Genomic DNA, 19990 nt, shown 5'->3' on the forward strand with positions numbered 1-19990 from the left:
TCGTGTGTAAGGAGCGGGCGACTATGGTCACTGCCACTGTGTTGTGCGTTCTGGGGGCGGCCTCAGCCCAGCGAGGAGGACGATCGTGCGCCTGAGTCTGACCGTCGTCGATCCGGTCGGCGGCGCCAGTACCGATGTGGTGCTCGATGCCGACCCGGAGTCGTCGATCGGGGATATCGCGCGGGAGTTGGCGCGGCATGTCGGTATGTCCGAAGGTGCGCAGGTCATCCCCATCGGAGGGGGTCCCATGCCTGGCGGCGGGGCGCCCCAGATGTTCGTCGACGGGTACGCGGTGGACCCGAGTGCGAACATCGTCGCTTCACCGATACGTGAGGGTGCCGTCGTCAGCCTGCACGACCCGGCCGGCTGCCTTCCCGGGGAGCCCACCGGCGTGGTGGAGTTGCGGGTGGTCAGCGGCCCCGCGGCCGGTGCAGTGCACCGGCTCGGAGTCGGGCGGTACGACATCGGCAGCGGCCCGGCCGCACAGCTCCGCGTCGACGATCCCGAACTCTCCCAGCGCGCCGCGACGTTGTCGATCGCAATCGACGGCACCTGCAAAGTCACCCTTCATGGCGACAAGAGTGATATCGGCGACAACGGCGACAACAGGCACGACAGCAACAACAGAGATGACAAAGGCGATAAGAAAGACGGCCCGCGGCTCGACGGCGAAGAGTTCAAAGGCGGCGAGTGGCCCCTCGGTGCCCAACTCGCCCTCGGCAATACATTGCTGGAAATTGCCGGATACACGCCACCGAATGCCGCATTGAAATGGTCGGAGGACGGCGTCGGGCTCGACTACAACCGGCCGCCACGCCTGCGCCCGCCCGAGCGCGAGACCAACTTCCGGCTGCCCTCGAAGCCCAGCGACTTCGAGGCGCGCCCGCTGCCCTGGCTGATGGCGCTGTTCCCGCTGGTCGGCGCCGTCGTCGCGGTCATGATCTTCGGGCGCTGGTACTACATGATCATGGCTGCGCTGAGCCCGATCATGCTCTTCGGCAACTACTTCATGGACAAGAAGCACGGCCGGAAATCGCATGCGAAGCAGGTCAAGGAGTACAAGGAGCACAAGGCCCGTATCGAGAAGGACGCCCAAGCGGCCCTGCTCGCCGAGCGGTTGGACCGGCGTCAGGCCATCCCCGACCCGGCCGCGGTGCTGGCCATCGGCACCGGTCCGCGTACCCGGCTGTGGGAACGGCGGCGCACCGACGCCGACCACCTGCTGGTGCGGGTCGGTACGGGACGTGTCCCGTCGGAGGTCGTGCTCGACGACCCGGAGCAGGACGACCACAAACGTCAGGTCACGTGGCACATCGAAGACGCGCCTGTCGCACTGCCGTTGAAGGAACTCGGTGTCATCGGAATCGCCGGGCCCGGAGACTCGACCCACGCCCTGGGGCGGTGGGCCGTCGCCCAGACCGCCGTCCTGCACAGCCCGATGGACGTGCAGTTCTATGTCCTGACCGAGAACGCGGCGCACCCGCGCTGGGACTGGGTGCGCTGGCTGCCGCACGCGCGTCCGTCGAGCGGCCAGGACATCAACGTGCTGATCGGCACGGACTCCGAGACCGTCGGCGCGCGCGTCGGTGAGCTCACCCAGCTGCTGGACGCGCGCCAGAAGGCCTTGAAGGAGTCCGGGGCCCAGGCCGGTTTCAGCGACCCCGACGTCGTCGTCGTATGGGACGGGTCTCGTCGGCTGCGCTCGATGCCCGGTGTCGTACGGCTGTTGCGTGAAGGTCCGGCCGTTTCGATGTACGCGATCTGCCTGGACGAGGAGGAACGATTCCTGCCCGGCGAGTGCCAGGCCGTGGTCGTCGCCGAGCCCCGTCCCACCGAAGAGACCACCGCTACAGGGGCCATGACCCCGCAGGTCGCCGGGGGCGGAGCCGTCGGGGGCGGTGGATTCCCCTCCTTCCAGGCCTGGCACCGGGCGGACGAGCAGGGGCAGCAGGGCGAGGAGCAGGCGCTCGAGCTGCGTCTGCGGGTCGAGCAGAGCGGTGCCCGTCGCATGAGTGACGTGCGGCCTGATTTCGTGTCACCGGCCTGGTGCGCGCGGCTGTCCCGCTCGCTGTCTCCCGTCCGGGACATCAGCGGTGAGACAGAGGACTCCGCGCTGCCCGCCTCCAGCCGGCTGCTCGACGTGCTGCAGCTGGAGCCGCCGACCAGTGACGCGATCACGGCCCGCTGGCGGATGGGCGGGCAGTCGACGATGGCCGTCGTCGGTGAGTCGTACGACGGACCTTTCGGTATCGACATGAGGCGCGACGGTCCGCACGGTCTGATCGCCGGTACGACCGGTTCCGGTAAGTCGGAACTGCTGCAGACGATCGTGGCCGCGCTCGCCGTCGCCAACACCCCCGAGAACATGACGTTCGTGCTCGTCGACTACAAGGGCGGCTCGGCGTTCAAGGACTGCGTGAAGCTGCCGCACACCGTCGGCATGGTCACCGACCTGGACGCGCACCTCGTCGAGCGCGCCCTGGAATCGCTCGGCGCCGAGCTCAAGCGACGTGAGCACATCCTTGCCGCGGCCGACGCCAAGGACATCGAGGACTACCAGGACCTCGTACGACGCGATCCCTCGCACCCTCCCGTGCCCCGACTGCTCATCGTCATCGACGAGTTCGCGTCCATGGTCCGTGACCTGCCGGACTTCGTCACCGGGCTGGTCAACATCGCCCAGCGAGGCCGCTCCCTCGGCATCCATCTGCTGCTCGCCACGCAGCGGCCCAGCGGTGTCGTCTCGCCGGAGATCCGGGCCAACACCAACCTGCGCATCGCACTGCGGGTGACCGACGGCAGCGAATCCAGCGACGTCATCGACTCGCCCGAGGCCGGGCACATCTCCAAGAGCACCCCCGGTCGCGCGTACGTGCGTTTGGGACACGCCTCCCTCATCCCCTTCCAGTCCGGCCGCGTCGGTGGTCGCCGCCCCGGGGCCGCCGACCCGCAGACGCTCGCGCCGTGGGCGGGACCGCTGTCCTGGGAGGACCTGGGACGCGCCGCGCTGCAGAAGCCCAAGACGGAGGCGCGCGAGGAAGAGGAGATCACCGACCTCAAGGTGCTCGTCGATGCCGTACGGGGCGCCGATCGGGCCCTGGGCATTCCGGCACAGCACAGCCCCTGGCTGCCCGCGCTGGAGGAGACCCTGCTCCTGGACGACATTCCGCAGGTCCGGAGCGCGGGGGCGCTGCCGGCCGCCCCGTACGGCGTCGAAGACCTGCCGGGAGAGCAGGCACGCCGCCCCGTGGCCGTGGACTTCGCGACTTTCGGGCATCTGCTCGTCGGCGGCGCTCCGCGCACAGGACGCTCCCAGCTGCTGCGTACGATCGCGGGTTCACTGGCTCGTACGCACTCGGCGGCCGACGTCCATCTGTACGGGATCGACTGCGGCAACGGCGCCCTCAACGCGCTGACCCGCCTGCCGCACTGCGGTGCCGTCGTGGGACGCAACCAATTGGAGCGGGTCGTACGGCTCTTCGCACGGCTGTCGGGTGAACTGACCCGCCGTCAGGACCTTTTCGCCGAGAAGGGGTTCGCCGACATCGGGGAGATGCGGGCCTCCGTCGCGGAGGACGAGCGGCTGCCGCACATCGTGCTGCTGCTGGACCGCTGGGAGGGCTGGCTGCCCACGCTCGGCGAGTACGACCACGGTGACCTGACCGACCAGCTCATGGCCATGATGCGGGAGGGCGCGAGCGTCGGCATCCACATCGTGATCACCGGTGACCGCCAGATCCTGGCCGGCCGGATCTCCTCCCTGACCGAGGACAAGTACGGTCTGCGGCTGGCGGACCGCGGTGACTTCTCGATGCTGGACATCAACTCCCGCAAGGTTCCCGAGGAGATCCCGCCCGGACGCGCCTTCAGGAACGAGACGGCCACGGAGACGCAGTTCGCCCTGCTCTCCGACGACACGACCGGCCAGGGCCAGGCCGCCGCACTGGTCGCCATCGGCGAGGCCGCGGCGGCCCGTGACGCGGACCTCCCGCGCTCCCGCCGCCCCTTCCGCGTGGACGTCCTGCCGAGCCGGATCTCCTTCGCCGACGCCTGGGCGATGCGCGATCCGGAGACGACCGCGTCCCCGCTGTGGGCCCTGGTGGGCGTCGGCGGTGACGAGATCACCGCGTTCGGCCCCGACCTCGCTCAGGGGATTCCCGCCTTCGTGATCGGCGGCCCCGCCAAGTCCGGTCGCAGCACGGTGCTGCTGAACTTCGCGCGCTCGTATCTCACTCAGGGCGTACGTCTGGTCGTCGCGGCGCCGCGGCAGTCCCCGCTGCGTGAACTGGACGGCCAGGAAGGCGTGTTGAAGGTGTTCACCGGCAACGACATCGAGACCGACGAGCTGGAGGAGGCCATCGGCTCGGCAACTCCTGAGCAGCCCATCGTCGTCCTCGTCGACGACGCCGAGGTGCTGGACGACTGCGACGCGGAGGACGTCTTCGAGCGCATCGTGTCCCGCGGCGGCGAGGACGGTCTGGCCGTCGTCATCGCCGGTGACGAGGAGGAGATCTGCGACGGCTTCTCCGGCTGGCAGGTCGACGCGAAGAAGGCCCGCCGAGGGATCCTGCTGTCGCCGCAGGACTCGTCCGCCGGCGAGCTGATCGGCATCCGTACGACCCGGAGCATGGTCGGCGGTCCCATCGCACCGGGCAAGGGGATGTTGCACCTGGGCAGCGGGGAGCACATGACGGTCACGACGCCGACGTAGCGCTCCGCTTCAACTGGCAGTATGCCGACGGTGGTTCGTCACACCGCCGGCAGCGCGTAAATCTCGTAGCCGTGCGTCACCAGCAGCCGGTTGCCCGCGATGGCGAGCTGCCACGGCTCGCCCGGGCTCTTGTTGTCGTTGTAGACCCAGCGGGTCTTGCCGGTCCTGGCGTTCATGGCGAAGATGCCGCCGTCGTCCGCGTCGGAGGCCCCATAGAGGGCTTCGCCCGCGCGAAGGAAACGGGTCGGGGCCGAGTCGGCGCCCGGGTCCTCGCTCAGCCAGATCTTCTTGCCGGTCTTGACGTTGACGGCCCATACGCCGCCGTCGTGGTCGCCGGCGTAGAGGACTCCATCGATGACGGTCGGGTTGTCGAAGCCGCCGCGGCCGTTCGGAGGCAGCGTCCATCGGGTCCTGCCGGTCTCGACGTCGACTGCTTTCAGGTTGTCGCCGGGGAGGAGGACCAGACCCGCGCCGGGGGCGATCGTGGGCGTCCAGCTCCAGTCGTCGCCGTTCTTCTTGGTCCACAGCTGGGTGCCGGTGGCCGTGTCGCGGACGGTGAGGTTGTAGTTGGAGTCCGCGTAGACGAGGTACTTTCCGTCGGCGGTGCCCTCGACGTCGTAGTCGTCGGTGCCCCAGTCGCGCTTCTGCAGCCACGTCTGCCTGCCCGTGCTGTGGCTGATGGCAGCGACGCCGGTGCGGTAGTCGGTGGCGCTGCGGGAGTCGCTGAAGTCGGTCACCGTGACGTACACGTTCTTCGCGTCGACGGCGATCGTCTTCTCGACCTTCAGGTCCTTGCCGAGGCGGCTGCGCCAGGCCTCCTTGCCCGTCGTCACATCGAGCGCCTTGAGTACGCCGCTCGTGTCGGTGTCGGCCATGAAGAGCCTGCCGTCGGCGAGCAGCAGAGGGGCCCCGAACGGCAGCACGTCCTTGCGGGTCCAGCGGGCCTTGCCGGTCTTCACGTCGTACGCCACCAGCGGATCACCGCTGATCAACAGCAGCCCCTTGGGCGTCAGCAGGGGCTTGGTGGTGCTGATGCTGTCCTCCGCCACGGACTCGTGCCACAACGCCTGCGGGGCCGTGCCCGCCGGGGGTGTCGTGAAGTTCTCCGCCGGGGCCTCGGCCGCTCCTCCCCTGCCGTTCGCCGTCGACGCCCCGGTTGCGGCGTCGTCGTCGCGGTTCAGCAACCAGGCCGTGGCCGCGCCTGCGGCGGCCACGCCCGCGACGCCGCCACCGGCCGCGAGGCCGATGAAACGGCGGCGGGACTGGGGCGCGGGTTCCGGCGGTATGGGTGCCGACGGTGGCGTGCCCCCGTTGAGGACGGTCGGGGGCGGGCCGAAGCTCGGCGGAGCCGTGGGGTGTGTGGCGGGTGCACCAACCGGCATGCCAGTTCGCGGAGTTGATGGATACGCGCCCGGAGTTGACGGATACCCGTAGGCACCTGCGGCCGAAGCCGCCGGGGCAGCCGCCACCGGCGCCACCCCGTCCGACGGCGCCTCCAGGTCCAGGATCCCCGCCGCATGAGTGGCGATCGTCGAGGCCACCGCCGACGGCAGCCAGTCCCTGAACAGTCCGTCGACGCCCTGCGGAGCCAGGGCCCGCACGATCTCGGCCGGAGCCGGCCGCTGCCCCGGATCCTTCATCAGGCAAGCCCTGAACAACCCGGTCAACGACTGCGGTACGCCCGTCAGGTCCGGCTCGCCATGGACGATCTGGTAGAGCATCGCGGCGTGCGAGGCGGCACCCTCGCCGAAGACGTTGCGGCCCGTTGCTGCGAAGGCGAGTACGGCGCCGAGTGAGAAGACGTCCCCAGCGGTGCCGACGTCCTGGCCCAGGGCCTGCTCGGGTGGCATGTAGCCGGGTGAGCCGACCACAACTCCCGTCTGCGTCATACGGTTTCCGTCCACCGCGCGGGCGATGCCGAAGTCGATGACGCGGGGGCCGTCCGCCGCCAGCAGGACGTTGAAGGGCTTGAGGTCGCGGTGGATCAGCCCTGCCGCGTGGATCTCCTGGAGTGCGGCGGCCAGCCCCGCGCCCAGTGCGCGGACCGTGTGCTCAGGGAGAGCGCCGTGCGCCTCCACCACGTCGGTGAGGTCGGGGCCGAGGACGTACGAGGTCGCGAGCCACGGCAGCGACGCGTCCGGGGCCGCGTCCACGACGGGTGCCGTATAGCGGCCGGAGACCGCGCGGGCTATCTCCACCTCGTGCTGGAAGCGGCGGCGGAAGTCGGCGTCGGCGGCCAACTCCGGTCGTACGACCTTCACCGCGACCGTGCGGCCGCCCGGCGAACGGGCGAGGTAGACGCGGCCCATGCCTCCCACGCCGAGCCTCCGCAGCAGCCGATAGCTGCCCAACTCCCGCGGATCGTCGGGCTGCAGTGTCTCCATGGTCGAGCCTTCCCCGTTTCCTCGTCCGCGCGGTGTTTTCGTTCACTCGTTTGCAGACACAGTAGTAATGGGTGTGACTGGTGGGAGTGGCCGGGGATGGCAGGGGGACGAACGGTGAGCGGATCGGCCAGGCCGAAGCGGAGGCGGGCGGCGGGGGCTGCCCTGCGGTACGAGCCTGTGCGGGGGCGGGTGGCGGTGTCGCGCGAGCCGGAGCGGGAGCCGAAAGTGACGTGGGATGCCGCCCTTCGATGGCTGGTCCACATCACCGTCTTCCTCGAAATGATCGGGCTCTGTCTCGTGACGATCTTCTGGGCCCGCAACCAGGTCTGGGGCAGCCCCGCCCTCGCCTGGCCCGGAGGTCCGTACGGTCTGGCCGCGACCGCCGGCCTTCTCGTGCCCCTCACCATCGCCGCTCTGGTCGTGACGCTGACGCGGGTGAATTGGCCGGAGGACAAGGTGGGTTCGCTGAAGTGGATCGCCGCTTCGTTGCCCGGGCAGGCCATGGCCGCGCTGCTCGCCGTGGTGCTCTTCACGGCGATGCGGCCGAGGCGTGGGCGCGGTCTCGACTGCTACAGCGAGGGCGGCGCCTGTTGGCTCCGTGAGGAATATCCGTACGTCTGGGCCGTCATCTGGGGCACCGCGCTGCTCGCGGGCGCAGCAGGGCTCGGCGCACGCTTCGTGTACCGCCGCCGAAGGGCTGCCATCGGTGCCGACTCCCCTGCCCAGCCCACCACTTGACCTACCCGACCTCTCGGCCTACTTGACCTTGTTCATCCGAGCCACCGGATCCCCCGCCTTCTCGTTGTCCGTCTCGTACCTCAAGTCGTCGTCGACCGGAATCAGGCGGACCTCGTGGCGGCCCATCACGCAGACGGCGTCCTTGGACTTCTTGGCGACGCTCGTGGCGGTGATCTGCTGGGGGGTGGCCTTCTTGAGGATGAGTACGGTGTCGCAGTGGCCGCCGATCAGGTCGGTCTGGCGGAACGTGCCGAACTGTTCGCCCACGCCCGCCTGACGGACCGTGACGCGGAACTTGCCCATGGGGAGGGTGCCGTTGAGGGATACGCCGTCGCCCTCCCATGTACCGACGTAACGCTCGGGAATGGCCGTCCCCGTCGCTGGTGCCTCGGTGGCCGGTGCGTCGGTGGGCGAGGACGCGCTCGGTCTCGGGGCCGAGTCGCCGGCCGCGTCCCCGTCGTCCGAAGCTCCGCCCGGCAGCAGGTCGAAGACGAACACAGAGCCGAACGTCACCGCCGCCAGCGCTCCCGCGACCGCCAGCGCCACCGTGCAACTCAGCTTGCGCCCACGGCCGCCCGCTCCCGGCACGGACGTCGCGGCCAGGGAGACGGACAGCTTTCCGGGGCCAAGACCCGATCCCGATCCCCCCGGTGCCGATCCTGGGCTGTCGCCCTCGCGAGGTTCCGGGACGTACGTCGGTACGTCCGCCACCTGAGCCGCTCGTCCTGCGCCATCCCCCATCCCGTACGAAGGATCCGGCGGCCCGAACACCCCGGCGGGACCAGCCGGAGCGGCGGGAGCAGTCCTATTGGCCGCCGCCCCCTCCCCCACCGGCGAAGCGGCGTCCGCCCCCACCGAAGGACTACTGAACCCCACCACCCCCGAAGGCTCCGACCCCGAACCCACCCCCGTAGCCTCAAGGTTCAGCACCCGCACCGCACTTCGGCTCACCTGCTCCACCAACGGCCCCGGCAGCCACCCGGCCGCCACCGCCCGAGCCGCCCCCTCCGGCGCGAGCCGAGCGGCGAGCGAGCCCGGAGACGGACGCCCGCCCGGGTCCTTGGCCAGACAGGCCGCGACCACGTCGCGCAGCTCCCCGCGCAACTCCCCTTCCTGGGAGCCGAGTTCAGGTTGCTCGTGCACCACCTTGTAGAGCAGCGCAGCCGACGAGTCCCCGGGGAACGGAGGCGACCCCGTGGCCGCGTACGCCAGTACCGCCCCCAACGAGAAGACGTCCGCCGCCCCCGTGGCCCCCTTCCCGAGGATCTGCTCGGGCGACATATAGCCGGGCGAGCCGACGGAGACCCCCGTGGACGTCAGAGACGCCGTGCCGTCCGTCGCCCGCGCGATGCCGAAGTCGATGAGGAGCGGGCCATCCAGCGTCAGGAGTACGTTCGAGGGCTTGACGTCGCGGTGTACCAGGCCGAGTCCGTGCACCGCCGACAACGCCTCCGCCAGGCCCGCACCCAGGACCCGTACGGAGTGTTCGGGCAGTGGGCCGGCGTCCGCGACGGCCGCGGCGAGCGAGGGTCCAGCGGCGTACGCGGTCGCCACCCACGGGACCGACGCGTCCGGGTCGGCGTCGAGGACCGGTGCCGTGTACGCGCCGCCCACCCGTCGCGCCGCGTCGACCTCGCGGCGGAACCGGGCGCGGAACTCCTCGTCGAGTGCGAAGTGCGGATGCACGATCTTGACCGCGACGGTGCGGCCGCCCGCGCTGCGGCCCAGATAGACCCGGCCCATCCCGCCCGAGCCGAGCCGGCCGAGCAGCCGGTAGGGCCCCACCGTGGTGGGTTCACCGACATCGAGCGGCTGCATGGCGTGTGCCTCCCCCGGACGCGCTCCACTCCCAACCAGCAGGGTAGGCGCAACCAGCACGGTAGGCGCTGCCTACGGCACCAGCAGAGCCACCTTCACATCCGCCGGGAAGCCGGTCGTCGGGCCGACCCGGCGGGCGAACTCCGTGATGGCCTCCAACTGCGGCGCGCCGAAACGGAAGTCGAGCGTCGTGAAGTAGTTCTCCAGAACTCTCTCGTCGAAGGCCTCCCAGCGCGCCGCCTGCTCGGCGACCTTGCCGACCTCCTCCAGCGACAGGTCCCTGGACGCGAGGAAGGCCTCGTGGACCTTGCGCGTGAGGACCGGCTCGCGCTCCAGGTACTCGCGGCGCGCGGCCCAGACCGCGAAGACGAACGGCAGGCCCGTCCACTCCTTCCACAGCGCGCCCAGGTCGTGCACGGCGAGCCCGTACTGCGGTCCGTCGAGCAGGTTGGCGCGCAGCGCCGCGTCACCGATGAGTACGGCGGCTTCGGCCTCCCGCATCATCAGGGCGAGGTCGGGCGGGCAGGTGTAGTACGAGGGCTGTACGCCGAACCGCTCGGCCAGCAGCAGCTCCGCGAGCCGTACGGACGTGCGCGAGGTCGAGCCGAGGGCGACTCTGGCGCCGTCCAGGTCCTCCAGCGGGACCTGGGAGACGATCACGCAGGACATCACCGGGCCGTCGCAGCCGACCGCGATGTCGGGGAAGGCGACCAGTTCGTCGGCGTGCTTGAGGAACTCGACGAGCGTGATGGGCCCGATGTCGAGATCGCCGCGCACGAGCTGCTCGCTGAGCTGTTCCGGGGTGTCCTTGGTGAGCTCGAAGTCGAGAAGCGTCCCTGTACGAGCGAGCCCCCAGTACAGGGGCAGGCAGTTCAGGAACTGGATGTGGCCGACGCGCGGCCGGGTGCGAGAATTGTCCACATCGCGAGGCTAGACCCTTTGGGGTACGGTGCAGGCTTCGGGTCCCGGAGTGGTGGGAGCCATTCCGGAAACCGGCCGCGCCACTTGTGTCAACCCCTGTGACACCCGCTCGCCACCCTTACGTCAACCCTTCGGGCAAGCTACTCAAACCTTTGGGTGACGTGATCTTGACCTCTATTGCATTCGGCTGCCTGCGTGCTAGGCTCGGCCGCAAGTTGCAGTTTGGTTTCCCTTGCAGTACAGAGCCTGCGGAGCGCATGTGACCGCGGGCTCTCGTCGTTTTCAGACGAATGCAGTTGTTTACACAATCGCTGGTTCTGGAGCAGGGCAACCCTTTGGGCCCAAGGAGGGCTTATGGCTACCGGAACCGTGAAGTGGTTCAACGCCGAAAAGGGCTTTGGCTTCATCGCCCAAGAAGGCGGAGGCCCCGACGTCTTCGTCCACTACTCCGCGATCAACGCGAGCGGCTTCCGCTCCCTCGAAGAGAACCAGGCGGTTACCTTCGACGTCACCCAGGGTCCGAAGGGCCCGCAGGCGGAGAACGTCACCCCCGTCTGATCCTTCGGATTCTAGAGCGAACGCTCTGATGCTCTGATCTCCGGAACGAGTGCAGTACCCAAGGAGCCCCTACACCTTTTGGTGGCGGGGCTCCTGCCTTTTGCCTTCCGACGGTTGAGCGGGGCGCCTACAGGTGTGGGGCGTTGGGTTCGTTGGCGAGTGCGGGTTCGTTGTGGCTTGTCGCGCCCACGCGGCGGAGCCGCATATGGATACAGCCCCGCGCCCCTAGAAAGACTGCGCCTCCCCGCGCTCCCCGCCGCTCAGCGGCGCCCCGCCGCCCTATCGCTCGTACAGCCCCTCTATCTCCGCCGCGAAGTCCCGCGTGATGACCTCCCGCCGCAACTTCATCGTCGGCGTCAGGTGGCCCGCCTCCTCGCTGAAGCGGCCCGGCAGAATGGTGAAGCGGCGGATTGATTCCGGGCGGGAGACCAGCTTGTTGGCCTCGTCGATTGCTCGTTTCAGGATGGTGTTCAGCTCCTCGTCGTCGACAAGGAGTTCGGCGGGTACCGCATGTTTGCGGTTCATCTGGCGCCAGTGGCTGATGCCTTCGGGGTCGAGGGTGATCAGGGCGCTGACGTACGGGCGGCCGTCGCCCACGACCATGACCTGGGCGATCAGGGGGTGGGAGCGGAGCCAGTCCTCGAGGGGGGCCGGGGCCACGCTCTTGCCGCCGGCCGTGATCAGGATTTCCTTCTTGCGGCCGGTGATCGTGAGGTAGCCCTCGTCGTCCAGAGTGCCGATGTCGCCGGTCGCGAACCAGCCGTCGGGTGCGGCGGGGACGACTCCGCCCGCGTACGGGTCCCAGTAGCCGCGGAAGACATGGCTGCCGCTCAGCAGGATCTCCCCGTCCGCGGCGATACGGACCCGGGTGCCGGGCAGTGGCCAGCCCACCGTGCCGAGGCGCGGTTTGAGCGGCGGGGTGATCGTTGCCGCCGCCGTCGACTCGGTGAGGCCGTAACCCTCGAAGATCTCTATGCCCGCGCCGGCGAAGAACGCCGCCATGTCGCGGCTGAGAGGGGAGCCGCCGCAGATCGCGTAGCGGACGCGGCCGCCCAAGGCGCCCCGGATACGGCGGTAGACGAGGGGGTCGTAGAGGGAGCGGGCCGCGCGCAGGGAGCGGCTGGGGCCGGAGCCCGTGCCGTGCTGCTCGGCCTCGACCGCCACGCCGTACGCGCGGGCGACGCGGGCCGCGCGGTCGAAGGACGAGGCGCGGCCCATGCGCTCGGCGGTCGCGCGGCCCGTGTTGAAGACCTTCTCCAGGACGTACGGGATGGCCACGAGGAACGTCGGCTTGAACGAGGCCAGGTCGGTGAGCAGTTCCTCGGAACCGATGCCCGGGGCGTGTCCCAGCCGGACGCGGGCGCGCAGGCAGCCGACCGCGATCATGCGGCCGAAGACGTGGGAGAGGGGCAGGAAGAGGAGGGTGGCCGCCGGTTCGTCGGTGAGGGACCTGAAGGCCGGGTAGAGGAGTTCGATGGCGTTGTCGACCTCGGCGAAGAAGTTGCCGTGGGACAGTGCGCAGCCCTTGGGGCGGCCGGTCGTACCCGAGGTGTAGATGATCGTGGCGAGGGTTCCTGGCCCCAACATCCCACGGCGTACGGCGACTTCCGGGTCCGGCACGTTCCGGCCCGACTCGGCGAGCCGCTCCACGTGCCCCTTCTCGAAGACCCACACATGCCGCAGATCCGGGATCCTCTCCCGTTCCGGGCCCAGCGCGGCGGCCTGCGCGACGCTCTCGACGGCGAGTGCGACGGCTCCGGAGTCCTGGAGGATCCAGCGGGTCTGGAAGAGGGACGAGGTCGGGTAGATCGGCACGGTCACCAGGCCGGCGGCCCAGGCCGCGAAGTCCAGCAGCGTCCACTCGTACGTCGTGCGCGCCATGATGGCGATCCGGTCGCCCGGCACCAGCCCCTCGGCGATCAACCCCTTGGCCAGCGCCAGCACTTCGTCCGCGAACGCGTTCGCCGTCACGTCCACCCAGTCGCCGTCCGGCCCCTTGCGGCTGAGCACGACGTCGGCGGGGGCCGCGCTCGCGTTGTCGAACGGAATGTCCGCGAGGGATCCATGCGTGACCGGCGCGACGAGCGGCGGCACCGCCGCCTCCCGTACGACACCGTCCAGCCGCTTGAGGTCCGGCTCGACGAGTGCGGGGGCGGGGGTGGAGGACTTCCTGGCGGACATGGGGCGGCTCCTTGTCGTCATGCCTGGCGGTCCCTCCAGGGGTCCCCATGGGTGCTACGGGGCTGATCTACCCGGTGTTCAGTGGGAGTCGGGCCATCAACATACGCATAACGACGTACGCGGGTGTCGTCGACGAACCGTCTTCACCAGCGACGACGCCACCCTCCACAACATTCACAGGCGCTGGGGTGCGTCTCGACCGCTTCCTGACTTCTGAGTAATCTTACTTCTGAGTAAGCATTGCGATCAGATCCGCGATCGGATCCGGGGCCATCCGCGACCAGATCCACGACTGTGCCGATCGAGCTGGGAGTTCTTGGACGATGGCCGACCACTGCTCCATGCGCCGCATGCACACCCGGACCCTCGCCGCCTCCCCAGCCCTCGCCCCGCTCCTCGCCCGCGGCGCCCTCGCCTCCCCCTTCAAGCGACCCCGGCCCGGCAGCACGCTCAAAACGCCTGCAACTCGCCTCGTACTTCCCGGAGTTCGCATCGACCTCGCCAAGCTCGCCGCGTACGAGCGCGTCTGCGGGTACGGCGTGGGCGCCGACGCGCTACCCGTGACGTACCCGCATGTACTGGGGTTTCCGCTGGCCATGCGGCTGATGAGTGCGCGGGAGTTTCCGTTGCCGTTGCTCGGGCTTGTGCACACGGCCGTCGAGATCGTCCAGCGGGAGGCGCTTCCAGCCACCGGGGAGTACGAACTCCACTCCTACGTCGAAGGATTGGCGCCCCACCGGCGTGGGACCGAGGCGACCCTCGTCACCGAGGTCCGGGCCGGCGGCAGCCTCGTATGGGAGTCGAGGAGTACGTATCTGGCACGGCACCGGACCGAGCAGACCGAGGCTCCGTGGAGCAAGGCCCACGCCGGGCCGCCGCCGGGTGAGGTCCGCAAGCCCCCACCCCTTCCCGCCATCGCCGAGTGGCGGCTGGGCGGGGATCTCGGGCGGCGCTACGGGGCGGCGTCCGGAGACCGGAACCCGATCCACCTGCATCCGCTCACGGCCCGGCTCTTCGGCTTCCGGAAGCCCATCGCGCACGGCATGTGGACGGTGGCCCGCTGCCTCGCGGAGCACGGCGTTCCCGAAGCCGCGCACATCAAGGCCGAGTTCAGGGCGCCGGTGCTGCTGCCGGGGACGGTGACGTACGCGGCGAAGGGAGGCGCCTTCGAACTGCGCAGGGGCGGGGAACGCGTGCACGTCACGGGCGAGGTACGCCCGCCGGCGTGACGCGTTACGACTTCGGGGGCGCCCAGGCCCGCCCGTCCATCAGGTTCCCGAGTCCCGCCCAGGCGAAGTTCATCAGCGTCGCCGCCGCCTGCTTGGCCGAGACGCCGGGCGTGGTGTTGGCCCAGGCCGCAAGGGACTCGGCTGCTCCGACCAGAGCCTCGGCGAGGCCGGCTACCTCGTGCTCGGCACGCTCGGCCGGCGACGGATCCCGGTGGGCCTCGCGCGCGGCCACCGCTATCAACTGCGTGACGAACGCGACGAGTTCTTCCCGCATCGCGGTGACCTCGGCGGCGAACGGCTCGCCGTGCGTACGCGCCTGGAGATGCAGCACCGCCCAGCCGTCGGGGTTCTGCGCGGTGTGCGTGAAGAACGCCCGCAGCCCTTCCCAGAGTTGGCGGTCGGCGGGCAGACCGGGGTGAACTCCCGCGCGTACGGCGGCCGTCAGGGCGGCGGCCTCGCGGCGGATGCAGGCTGTGAAAAGGTCTTCCTTGGAGTTCAGGTACAGGTACACCAGCGGCTTGGACACGCCCGCCAGATCGGCGATCTCGTCCATCGAAGCGGCCCGGTAACCCCGCTGCCCGAAGGTCCGCACCGCGGCGTCCAGCATCTGCTGTTCACGCACGGCACGCGGCATCCGCTTGCTTTTCACAGCACCCATACGGCTTAGCCTACGGTTCGCGTGCCGAGGGCGCCCAAGGTGTCGCCGTCAGTGACGAACGCCGGGTTACGAAGGCTGGCCCTGTGCCCCACCGCGCGCCGCGTCGTCCGCGGTGTCCTCCTGGGAACGGCTGCGCTCCAGGTTGGCCTTGGTCCGGTCCACCCGCTCGACGATCTTCGCGGAGGCGCGGTCGCGTTCCTTGCGCAGGACCACGAAGCTGATCGGGGCCGAGAGCACGAGGGCGAGCAGGACGATCCACATGCCGTTGGAGTCGCCGAGGCCGCGCGGGGCGACGCCGGAGTAGACGAGGCCCCAGACGACCACGAGGCAGCCCGCGAAGATTCCGAGGCGCATCAGCGTGTAGCGGAGCATCTCAATCCACTCTTCCCGTTCGAACGTTCCCAAAGGGCACCCTCCAGTCAAGCATGTCCTTCCCGTGAGCTCGCAGGGGGGATGCGGTGCCCCGGCCCGGCTGCTTCCATGGCCGCAGGCGAGTGGCCTCAGGCCAGGCGGGTGAGCGGCAGCAGCATGGTGATGTCGTCGCGGTCGTAGCCGGGCGCGACGCGGATCGCGCCGGGTACGCGGCCGACCTCCTTGTAGCCGCAGGAGGCGTAGAACCGCTCGAGTCCCAGTCCGCCGCGGCAGGTGAGCCGTATCGCCTCGATGCCCTCGAAGCCGACGGCCGCCTCCGCGACGGCTGCGAGCAGGTCACGCCCGTAGCCCTTGCCCTGGTGCTTCGGGTGCACCATCACCGTGTAGAGCCACACCCAGTGCGTCATCAGCCGGTGCGTGTTGAAGGCGAAGAAGCCGGTCGCGGCGACGGCGCCCTCCTCGTCCCGGCCGACCAGCAGCCGCATACGGCCCTCGCTCATCGCGGCCAGGTGCTTGACGAGTTCCGGGCGGATCGCGTCCGCGGTCACGGGCGGTACGAAGCCGACGGCTCCGCCTGCGTTGGTCACGTCGGCCCAGAGGTCGAGGAGGCCGTCGCGCAGGGCGGGGTCCACGGAGGGGTCCAGGGCGAACGTAAGGGGCATGCGGCGAGGCTATCTATTACGGCGTACGGGGCTCAAGCGCATTCGAGCGCATTCGGAGGACCGACGGGCCCTCGGTCCGGCTCACTCTCCGCTTGACCACGCTCAGTCCAGCGCCCGTGCCGCCACCTTCAGGTCGGACACCAGCCCCTGGTACACCGCCTCACGGTCGTCGGCGCGCAGGGCGGCCGACGGGTGGATGGTGGCGACCACGCGGGTCTGGCGGCCGTGGATCTCCTCCTCCAGGAGTGTTCCCCGCTGCTGGGTGACGCGGAACGAGGAGCCGAGCAGGGCCTTGCCCGCCGTGGCGCCGAGTATGACGATCAACTCCGGGTCCACCACGGCCAGTTCGGCGGCGAGCCAGGGGCCGCAGGCGGTCATCTCGCGCAGGCTGGGTGCCTTGTGGATGCGGCGCTTGCCGGGGCCGGAGCTGGTGAACTTGAAGTGTTTGACGGCGTTCGTGACGTACGTCTGGCCGGGGTCGATGCCCGCCTCGGCCAGGGCCCGGTCGAGCAGGCGCCCCGCGGGGCCGACGAACGGTTTCCCCTGCCGGTCCTCCTGGTCGCCCGGCTGTTCCCCGACGATCAGCACTCGGGCGTCGGTGTCGCCGTTGCCGAACACGGTCTGCGTGGCGTCCCGGTGCAGGGGGCAGCCCCGGCATTCGGCGGCGGCCTTGCGCAGGGCGGGCAGGCCGCGGCGCTCCGGCACGAACGGCTCCGCCGTGTACGCGTCCTCGGGGGTCTTGGTGCTGACCATGGGCTTCGGGTACCCGTGCTGGGCGGGGGCACACGGATTTCTCCCCCACCCCGCCCCTTCCCGTAACCAGGGTCGCTGCCCCTGGGCCCCGCTGGGGGCTCCGCCCCCAGACCCCCGATCGGCCTGAACGGCCTCGTCCTCAAACGCCGGGCGGGCTGGGGGTGCCTGGGCTCAGATGGAGAGCACAGGGTACGCCCCGTAGGGGCGCGGGGCGTGACACTATGCGGCTCCGCCGCGTGGGCGCGACCAGCCACCAACAACGCGCACCCTCCCGACTACGACACGTGGCAACCCGGGTGGAGCCGGGAGTTCAAGAGAGCGAAGCCCTCTTGAACTTGGAAGGGCGGGTGTGTGGGAAAGAGAAACCCTCACACCCGCATGGGCTGAGGCGACTCGCGGCGCGACGCGTCCGGGCCCTCGTACTCGCGGATGATCTCGTACCGCGTGTTCCGTTCCACCGGGCGGAAGCCCGCGTCCCTGATCAGGTCCAGCAAGTCCTCGCGGGTCAGCTTGTTCGGCGTGCCGTAGTTGTCGGCGTCGTGGGTGATCTTGTACTCCACCACCGAGCCGTCCATGTCGTCGGCACCGTGCTGGAGGGCCAGCTGGGCGGTCTGGACGCCGTGCATGACCCAGAAGACCTTGACGTGCGGGACGTTGTCGAAGAGCAGCCGCGAGACCGCGAAGGTCTTCAGAGCTTCCGCACCCGTTGCCATCTGGGTGCGCGCCTGGAGGCGGTTGCGTACCTTGCCGTCCTTCATGTCGACGAAGTCGTGCTGGTAGCGCAGCGGGATGAAGACCTGGAAACCGCCCGTCTCGTCCTGCAGTTCACGCAGCCTGAGCACGTGATCGACCCGGTGCTTCGGCTCCTCGATGTGCCCGTACAGCATCGTGCAAGGGGTCTTGAGGCCCTTGGAGTGCGCCAGCCGATGAATCCGCGACCAGTCCTCCCAGTGCGTGCGGTGGTCGACGATGTGCTGGCGTACCTCCCAGTCGAAGATCTCCGCACCACCACCGGTGAGGGACTCCAGACCCGCCTCGATGAGCTCGTCCAGGATCTCCGACGCCGACAGGCCCGAGATCGTCTCGAAGTGGTGGATCTCCGTCGCCGTGAAGGCCTTCAAAGACACGTTGGGCAGCGCCTTCTTCAGCTCCGACAGCGACCTCGGGTAGTAACGCCACGGCAGGTTCGGGTGCAGGCCGTTGACGATGTGCAGCTCGGTGAGGTTCTCGCCCTCCATCGCCTTGGCGAGCTTGACCGCCTCCTCGATGCGCATTGTGTACGCGTCCTTCTCCCCCGGCTTGCGCTGGAAGGAGCAGTACGCGCAGGAGGCCGTGCACACGTTGGTCATGTTGAGGTGCCGGTTGACGTTGAAGTGGACGACGTCACCGTTCTTACGGGTCCGCACCTCGTGCGCGAGACCACCCAGCCAGGCCAGGTCGTCCGACTCGTACAGCGCGATGCCGTCCTCACGGGTCAGCCGCTCACCGGCCCGGACCTTCTCCTCCAGCTCGCGCTTGAGCCCGACGTCCATGCCCCTACCTCTCCCTGCCCGACAACTCGGTCAACCGTACGCCTACTGCCTTACTGCTCCTCGGGCAGCTCACCCACCCGGTTCTCCCACTTGGTGGAGAGCACGATCGTCGTACGCGTACGGGACACGCCCTTCGTCCCCGACAGCCGCCGGATCGTCTTCTCCAGGCCGTCCACGTCCGGCGCCCGGACCTTGAGCATGAACGAGTCGTCGCCCGCGATGAACCAGCAGTCCTCGATCTCGTTCAGGTCCCGCAGCCGGTGTGCGACGTCCTCGTGGTCGGCGGCGTCGGAGAGCGAGATACCGATGAGGGCGGTGACGCCGAGGCCGAGCGAGGCGGCGTCGACCGTCGCGCGGTAGCCGGTGATGACACCGGCGGCCTCCAGGCGGTTGATGCGGTCGGTGACGCTGGGTCCCGACAGTCCGACGAGGCGTCCCAGCTCCGCGTAGGAGGCCCGGCCGTTCTCCCTGAGGGCCTGGATGAGCTGCCTGTCCACCGCGTCCATGCGATCGATAGCCTTCCGCTGAAGAGTTCCTGAAGTACTGAAGTACTGAAGTGCTGAAGTGCTGAAGTGCTGAGTGGGTACTGCGGGTTGCTCAGGTGGGGCGTGAGCCGCCGCCCAGTTCGCCCTCCCAGCGGCGGTAGAGCGTGTGCGCGACACCCGCCGTGTCCAGCACCCGCCCGGCGACGAAGTCGACGAGGTCCTGGATGTGGGTGGCGCCCGCGTAGAACGCCGGGGACGCCGGAAGTACGGTCGCGCCCGCGTCGTCCAGGGTCACCAGGTGCCGCAGGGTCTGGCCGTTCAGCGGGGTCTCGCGGACGGCGACGACCAGCTTGCGGCGCTCCTTGAGTGTGACGCTCGCGGCGCGTTGCAGCAGGTCCTTCGAGAGGCCGAGCGCGACCCCCGCGACGCAGCCGGTGGACGCGGGCACGATGAGCATGCCTTTCGAGGGGTACGAGCCTGACGACGGCCCCGCTGCCAGGTCACCGGGGTGCCAGTACCGCACGTCACGGGCCTGGATGTCGAAGGTGCCGGGCTTGCCGTCCGCGCCACGGGCCAGCCATTCGCGCAGGTCCTCGTCCCAGTGGGCGTCCCGGAAGCTGATCCCCGTCTCGTCCAGCAACGTCAGCCGCGAAGCCCTGCTGACGATCAGGTCGACGCTCTCCCCCGCATCCAGAAGCGCACGCAGCACAGCAGCCGCATACGGCGTACCGGACGCACCGGAGACCCCCACGATCCAAGGCGTGCGCTGCGTCTGTCCTGGCTTCATGGTGTCGAGCCTATCCGGCGGTACGGAGTGGGAACGGAGCGAGGGGCAGGGCCGTTAATCTGACAGAGCCGGGCGACTGGTGCGCTAAGCGCTCCGCTGGAAGTCCAGTGGTGAGGCTGCGGGCCGGTGGGGGCTGGTCGCGCCCGCGCGGCGGAGCCGCATGTTGATACAGCCCCGCGCCCCTAACGGTGCGCTTGGACG

The 19990-nt window shown here is 69.6% G+C and carries 15 protein-coding genes; 4 read left to right on the forward strand and 11 right to left on the reverse strand.

From position 1 onward, the window contains the following. Positions 1-85 precede the first annotated feature (85 nt). Complete coding sequence (locus ACGFNK_RS28060; protein WP_393420236.1) at positions 86-4711, forward strand: FtsK/SpoIIIE domain-containing protein; 4626 nt, start codon at positions 86-88, stop codon at positions 4709-4711. 38 nt (positions 4712-4749) lie between these two features. On the opposite strand, the gene ACGFNK_RS28065 is transcribed toward ACGFNK_RS28060, so the two are convergent. Then, on the reverse strand, positions 4750-7095 hold the full coding sequence (locus tag ACGFNK_RS28065) for a PQQ-binding-like beta-propeller repeat protein (protein WP_393420238.1): 2346 nt from the start codon (positions 7093-7095) through the stop codon (positions 4750-4752). A gap of 225 nt (positions 7096-7320) precedes the next feature. Here ACGFNK_RS28065 and ACGFNK_RS28070 point away from each other — a divergent pair, with 225 nt between their 5' ends. Beyond that, positions 7321-7833 (forward strand): hypothetical protein, encoded by a 513-nt coding sequence (locus ACGFNK_RS28070; protein WP_393420240.1) that lies wholly within the window; start codon positions 7321-7323, stop codon positions 7831-7833. Positions 7834-7851: 18 nt separating this feature from the next. Here ACGFNK_RS28070 and ACGFNK_RS28075 read toward each other — a convergent pair whose 3' ends face one another. Together ACGFNK_RS28075 and ACGFNK_RS28080 are read right to left on the reverse strand one after the other, a co-directional pair. Then, positions 7852-9651: a serine/threonine-protein kinase gene (locus ACGFNK_RS28075; protein WP_393420242.1), complete on the reverse strand. Its 1800-nt coding sequence runs from the start codon at positions 9649-9651 to the stop codon at positions 7852-7854. Between the two features lie 72 nt (positions 9652-9723). Then, positions 9724-10572, reverse strand: a complete 849-nt coding sequence (locus ACGFNK_RS28080) for a menaquinone biosynthetic enzyme MqnA/MqnD family protein (RefSeq protein WP_393420244.1) — start codon at positions 10570-10572, stop codon at positions 9724-9726. Between the two features lie 354 nt (positions 10573-10926). Between ACGFNK_RS28080 and ACGFNK_RS28085 the strand changes: the two genes are divergently transcribed. Further along, positions 10927-11130 (forward strand): cold-shock protein, encoded by a 204-nt coding sequence (locus tag ACGFNK_RS28085; RefSeq protein ID WP_033319512.1) that lies wholly within the window; start codon positions 10927-10929, stop codon positions 11128-11130. A 279-nt stretch (positions 11131-11409) separates the two neighbouring features. Here the strand turns inward: ACGFNK_RS28085 and ACGFNK_RS28090 are convergent, their stop codons facing one another. Beyond that, positions 11410-13311 (reverse strand): AMP-dependent synthetase/ligase, encoded by a 1902-nt coding sequence (locus ACGFNK_RS28090; protein ID WP_393420246.1) that lies wholly within the window; start codon positions 13309-13311, stop codon positions 11410-11412. A gap of 350 nt (positions 13312-13661) precedes the next feature. Here ACGFNK_RS28090 and ACGFNK_RS28095 point away from each other — a divergent pair, with 350 nt between their 5' ends. Then, positions 13662-14540: a MaoC family dehydratase gene (locus tag ACGFNK_RS28095; RefSeq protein ID WP_393420248.1), complete on the forward strand. Its 879-nt coding sequence runs from the start codon at positions 13662-13664 to the stop codon at positions 14538-14540. Positions 14541-14544: 4 nt separating this feature from the next. Here ACGFNK_RS28095 and ACGFNK_RS28100 read toward each other — a convergent pair whose 3' ends face one another. From ACGFNK_RS28100 to ACGFNK_RS28130, 7 genes are all read right to left on the reverse strand, one after another. Next, positions 14545-15198: a TetR/AcrR family transcriptional regulator gene (locus ACGFNK_RS28100; protein WP_393420250.1), complete on the reverse strand. Its 654-nt coding sequence runs from the start codon at positions 15196-15198 to the stop codon at positions 14545-14547. Between the two features lie 66 nt (positions 15199-15264). Further along, the gene (locus tag ACGFNK_RS28105) at positions 15265-15570 is read right to left on the reverse strand and encodes a DUF4229 domain-containing protein (RefSeq protein ID WP_388681832.1); all 306 of its coding nucleotides are present in this window, start codon (positions 15568-15570) and stop codon (positions 15265-15267) included. 128 nt (positions 15571-15698) lie between these two features. Further along, entirely contained in the window at positions 15699-16232 is a 534-nt protein-coding gene (locus ACGFNK_RS28110) for a GNAT family N-acetyltransferase (RefSeq protein WP_393420252.1), read from the reverse strand. Between the two features lie 102 nt (positions 16233-16334). Continuing rightward, the gene (locus tag ACGFNK_RS28115) at positions 16335-16985 is read right to left on the reverse strand and encodes a UdgX family uracil-DNA binding protein (RefSeq protein ID WP_393420254.1); all 651 of its coding nucleotides are present in this window, start codon (positions 16983-16985) and stop codon (positions 16335-16337) included. Positions 16986-17353: 368 nt separating this feature from the next. Next, positions 17354-18517, reverse strand: coding sequence for an aminofutalosine synthase MqnE (gene mqnE, locus ACGFNK_RS28120; protein WP_344391958.1), 1164 nt, complete (start codon positions 18515-18517; stop codon positions 17354-17356). Between the two features lie 50 nt (positions 18518-18567). Beyond that, positions 18568-19023: an Lrp/AsnC family transcriptional regulator gene (locus ACGFNK_RS28125; RefSeq protein ID WP_386340581.1), complete on the reverse strand. Its 456-nt coding sequence runs from the start codon at positions 19021-19023 to the stop codon at positions 18568-18570. 91 nt (positions 19024-19114) lie between these two features. Further along, entirely contained in the window at positions 19115-19789 is a 675-nt protein-coding gene (locus ACGFNK_RS28130; protein ID WP_393420257.1) for a UbiX family flavin prenyltransferase, read from the reverse strand. Positions 19790-19990: the final 201 nt, after the last annotated feature.

This window comes from Streptomyces sp. NPDC048825, assembly GCF_043198355.1.
Lineage (GTDB): Bacteria > Actinomycetota > Actinomycetes > Streptomycetales > Streptomycetaceae > Streptomyces > Streptomyces xiangluensis.

Bases quoted from the DNA above. Each gene is read 5' to 3' on its own strand.
- ACGFNK_RS28065 (WP_393420238.1), bottom strand. From the start codon at position 7,095: ATGGAGACACTGCAGCCCGACGATCCGCGGGAGTTGGGCAGCTATCGG.
- ACGFNK_RS28075 (WP_393420242.1), bottom strand. From the start codon at position 9,651: ATGCAGCCGCTCGATGTCGGTGAACCCACCACGGTGGGGCCCTACCGG.
- ACGFNK_RS28085 (WP_033319512.1), top strand. From the start codon at position 10,927: ATGGCTACCGGAACCGTGAAGTGGTTCAACGCCGAAAAGGGCTTTGGC.
- ACGFNK_RS28090 (WP_393420246.1), bottom strand. From the start codon at position 13,311: ATGTCCGCCAGGAAGTCCTCCACCCCCGCCCCCGCACTCGTCGAGCCG.
- ACGFNK_RS28095 (WP_393420248.1), top strand. From the start codon at position 13,662: ATGCACACCCGGACCCTCGCCGCCTCCCCAGCCCTCGCCCCGCTCCTC.
- ACGFNK_RS28100 (WP_393420250.1), bottom strand. From the start codon at position 15,198: ATGGGTGCTGTGAAAAGCAAGCGGATGCCGCGTGCCGTGCGTGAACAG.
- ACGFNK_RS28105 (WP_388681832.1), bottom strand. From the start codon at position 15,570: ATGCTCCGCTACACGCTGATGCGCCTCGGAATCTTCGCGGGCTGCCTC.
- ACGFNK_RS28110 (WP_393420252.1), bottom strand. From the start codon at position 16,232: ATGCCCCTTACGTTCGCCCTGGACCCCTCCGTGGACCCCGCCCTGCGC.
- ACGFNK_RS28115 (WP_393420254.1), bottom strand. From the start codon at position 16,985: ATGGTCAGCACCAAGACCCCCGAGGACGCGTACACGGCGGAGCCGTTC.
- mqnE (WP_344391958.1), bottom strand. From the start codon at position 18,517: ATGGACGTCGGGCTCAAGCGCGAGCTGGAGGAGAAGGTCCGGGCCGGT.
- ACGFNK_RS28125 (WP_386340581.1), bottom strand. From the start codon at position 19,023: ATGGACGCGGTGGACAGGCAGCTCATCCAGGCCCTCAGGGAGAACGGC.
- ACGFNK_RS28130 (WP_393420257.1), bottom strand. From the start codon at position 19,789: ATGAAGCCAGGACAGACGCAGCGCACGCCTTGGATCGTGGGGGTCTCC.